This is a genomic window from Roseateles sp. FW301-B2, assembly GCF_058788955.1.
In genome coordinates this window covers 1-3,819 of record NZ_JBYTBE010000067.1, presented here as the reverse complement: position 1 = coordinate 3,819, position 3,819 = coordinate 1, and the positions used below count along the sequence as shown (strand labels likewise).

At 64.6% G+C, this 3,819-nt stretch carries 2 protein-coding genes and 1 pseudogene; 2 read left to right on the top strand and 1 reads right to left on the bottom strand.

The window, feature by feature from the left end:
* Positions 1–255 (bottom strand): annotated as a pseudogene (locus AC3WQY_RS24505) (outer membrane protein OmpA); the annotation flags it as partial.
* Between the two features lie 265 nt (positions 256–520).
* Here AC3WQY_RS24505 and gyrA point away from each other — a divergent pair.
* Entirely contained in the window at positions 521–3,190 is a 2,670-nt protein-coding gene (gene gyrA, locus AC3WQY_RS24500) for a DNA gyrase subunit A (protein WP_285235625.1), read from the top strand.
* Positions 3,187–3,801: a DUF2059 domain-containing protein gene (locus AC3WQY_RS24495; RefSeq protein WP_285231828.1), complete on the top strand. Its 615-nt coding sequence runs from the start codon at positions 3,187–3,189 to the stop codon at positions 3,799–3,801. The genes gyrA and AC3WQY_RS24495 overlap by 4 nt, the downstream gene beginning before the upstream one ends.
* Positions 3,802–3,819: the final 18 nt, after the last annotated feature.

Genomic DNA, 3,819 nt, shown 5'->3' with positions numbered 1-3,819 from the left:
CACCGGGGGCGGCGGAGCCACGGGCTTCGGTGCCTCGACCTTGGGGGCGGGCTTCAGCGCGCCGTCGCAATCCTTGGCAGCCGTCGCAGGCGTCCAGTTGGAATCGCGCCAGCACAGTTCGTTGGTGCCGTTCTTCCAGACGGTGCCGTCGGTGGCACGCCAGTTGTCCACGGTCTGGGCGAAAGCGCCCGACGAGGCCACAGCAGCGATTGCGGCCACGGACACCAGCGTCGCCACTCGGTTCAATTTCTTCATGATTCTCCTTCCAAGGAAAGCCGCAGTTGCCCTGCGAAATGTCCAGAACTGGAACTAAAACCTAAGGAAAAAACCGCATGCGCGGGTTTCTCCTAGGGACCAAATGATTGTGCCATAGGGTGATGGGACAGCTCTATTCTGGCGGCGCTGGACGCACCACTCTCAATCAATGTTGCGCAAGTACTACATGGCCGAGCAATTAGAATCCCGCTTCCTGTCCTAAATGATGACGGCACGCTCTCCCGAGCCGCAGCCGCGCCCGCGCATGACCCAGTTCGCCAAGGAAACACTGCCCATCAGCCTTGAGGAGGAGATGCGGCGTTCGTACCTCGATTACGCGATGAGCGTGATCGTCGGCCGCGCCCTCCCCGATGCTCGCGACGGCCTGAAGCCGGTGCACCGCCGGGTGCTGTTCGCGATGCACGAGCTCAACAACGATTGGAACCGCGCTTACAAGAAGTCGGCCCGTATCGTCGGCGACGTGATCGGTAAGTACCACCCGCACGGCGACACCGCGGTGTACGACACCATCGTGCGCATGGCGCAGGACTTCTCGCTGCGCCATATGTTGGTGGACGGCCAGGGCAATTTCGGCTCGGTGGACGGCGACAACGCCGCCGCCATGCGTTACACCGAAATCCGTCTCGACAAGATCGCCCACGAAATGCTGGCCGATATCGAGAAGGAAACGGTTGATTTCGGGCCCAACTACGACGGCTCCGAAAAGGAGCCGCTGGTATTGCCGACGCGCCTGCCCAATCTGCTGGTGAACGGCGCCTCGGGTATCGCGGTGGGCATGGCCACCAATATCCCGCCGCACAACCTCAACGAAGTGGTGGACGCCTGCCTGCATGCGCTGCGCAATCCGGAGGCCTCGATCGACGAGCTGATGGAGATCATTCCGGCGCCCGATTTCCCCACCGCCGGCATCATCTACGGCCTCTCGGGCGTGCGCGACGGCTATCGCACCGGACGCGGCAAGGTGGTGATGCGCGCCAAGGTGCATTTCGAGGACATCGACCGCGGCCAGCGCCAGGCCATCATCGTTGACGAGATCCCCTACCAGGTCAACAAGAAGACGCTGCTGGAGCGCATTGCCGAACTGGTGCACGAGAAGAAGATCGAAGGCATCAGCCATATCCAGGACGAGAGCGACAAGTCCGGCATGCGCGTGGTGATCGAGCTCAAGCGCGGCGAAGTGCCCGAGGTGGTGCTGAACAATCTGTACAAGCAGACCCAGCTGCAAGACACCTTCGGCATGAATATGGTGGCGCTGATCGACGGTCAGCCCAAGCTGTGCAATCTGAAGGACCTGATCACGGTGTTCCTGGAGCACCGCCGCGAGGTGGTGACCCGCCGCACCATCTTCGAGCTGCGCAAGGCACGCGAGCGCGGCCATGTGCTGGAAGGTCTGGCCGTCGCGCTGGCCAATATCGACGAGTTCATCGCCACCATCAAGAACTCGCCCACGCCGCCGGTGGCCAAGGCCGCGCTGATGGCCAAGAGCTGGGATTCCTCGCTGGTGCGCGAGATGCTGGTGCGCGCCGAAGAGGCCACGCCCGGCGGCCGCACGGCCTTCCGCCCCGAGGGCCTGCCCGCCATGTATGGCATGCAGGAAGACGGCCTGTACCGTCTCTCCGACGACCAGGCCAGCGAAATTCTGCAGATGCGCTTGCAGCGCCTGACCGGCCTGGAGCAGGACAAGATCGTCGGCGAGTACAAGGACGTGATGGCGCAGATCGCCGATCTGCTCGACATCCTGGCCACGCCGGCGCGCGTCACCACCATCATCAGCGAAGAGCTGGTGCAGGTGAAGCAGGAGTTCGGCCAGACCAAGGTGGGTGCGCGCCGCAGCGTCATCGAGCACAACGCCCAGGAGCTGGGCACCGAAGACCTGATCACGCCCACCGACATGGTGGTGACGCTCTCGCACACCGGCTACATCAAGAGCCAGGCGCTGAGCGAGTACCGCGCGCAGCGCCGAGGTGGCCGCGGCAAGCAGGCCGCCGCCACCAAGGACGACGACTGGATCGACCAGCTCTTCATCGCCAACACGCACGACTGGATCCTGTGCTTCAGCAACCGCGGCCGCGTCTACTGGCTCAAGGTCTGGGAAGTGCCGCAGGGCTCGCGCAACTCGCGCGGCAAGCCCATCGTGAACATGTTCCCGCTGCAGGCCGAGGAGAAGATCACCGTGGTGCTGCCGCTCACCGGCGAGTTCCGCACCTTCCCGGAAGATCACTACATCTTCATGGCCACGGCGCTGGGCACGGTGAAGAAGACCTCGCTGAAGGACTTCAGCAACCCGCGCAAGGCCGGCATTATTTCGGTGGACCTGGATGAGGGCGACTTCCTCATCGGCGCAGCGCTGACCGACGGCAAGCACGACGTGATGCTGTTCAGCGATGGCGGCAAGGCGGTGCGCTTCGACGAAGACGATGTGCGCCCGATGGGCCGCCAGGCGCGCGGCGTGCGCGGCATGATGCTGGAACCCGAGCAGCGCCTGATCGCCATGCTGGTGGCCGAGGACGAGACGCAGAGCGTGCTTACCGCCACCGAGAACGGCTACGGCAAGCGCACCTCCATCATCGAGTACACCCGCCACGGCCGCGGCACCAAGGGCATGATCGCGATCCAGCAGAGCGAGCGCAACGGCCGCGTGGTGGCCGCGACCCTGGTGCGCCCGGAAGACGAGATCATGCTGATCACCGACAAGGGCGTGCTGGTGCGCACCCGGGTGAGCGAGATTCGCGAACTCGGCCGCGCCACCCAGGGCGTGACCCTGATCGCGCTGGACGATGGTTCCAAGCTCTCCGGCCTGCAGCGCATCGTCGAGAACGATGCGAACGAAGGCGCCATCGATGGTGCGGCGGAAGCCGGCACCGACAACCCCGCGGAAGGCGATCTAAACGCCGACGACGCTAACAAGGAATGAGTTTGAACACCTCGCTGTTGAAGATTTGCGCCGCCGCCGTCATCGCCGCTTGCGCCGTGCCTGCCCTTGCCCAATCGGCATCGACCCCGGCCAGCTCGCCCGCCAAGAAGGAGCTGATCGCCAAGGTGCTGCAGTTGCAGCAGCCCGCCATCGAGGGCCTGGCCCGCGGCGTGCTGCAGCAACCCATTGGCAACCTGATGCAGGGAGCCGGTACCGCGCTGCAGACCCAGGTCGCGCCCGAAAAGCGCGAGGCCACCGCCAAGGCGATCGAAGCCGACATCAAGAAGTTCGTCGAGGAAAACACGCCGGTGCTGCGCAATGCAGCGCTGAAGCTGGCCCCGACCACCATTGGCACCATGCTCGACGAGCGCTTCACCGAGGATGAGCTGCGCCAGCTCGTCGCCATCCTGGACTCGCCCGTCAACAAGAAGTACGTGCAGATGGGCGGCGACATGCAGTCCGCGCTGGGCCAGAAGCTGATGGCGGAAGTGGGCCCCGGCCTGGAAGGCAAGTTCAACGCGCTGCGCACCAGCGTGGCCAAGCAGCTGGGCATCAACCCGGCGCCCGCGGCCAGCAAGCCCGCCACCGGCAGCGCACCCGCCAAGAAGTAAGCCCGCCCCATCCGTTCC

Bases quoted from the DNA above. Each gene is read 5' to 3' on its own strand.
- gyrA (WP_285235625.1), top strand. From the start codon at position 521: ATGACCCAGTTCGCCAAGGAAACACTGCCCATCAGCCTTGAGGAGGAG.
- AC3WQY_RS24495 (WP_285231828.1), top strand. From the start codon at position 3,187: ATGAGTTTGAACACCTCGCTGTTGAAGATTTGCGCCGCCGCCGTCATC.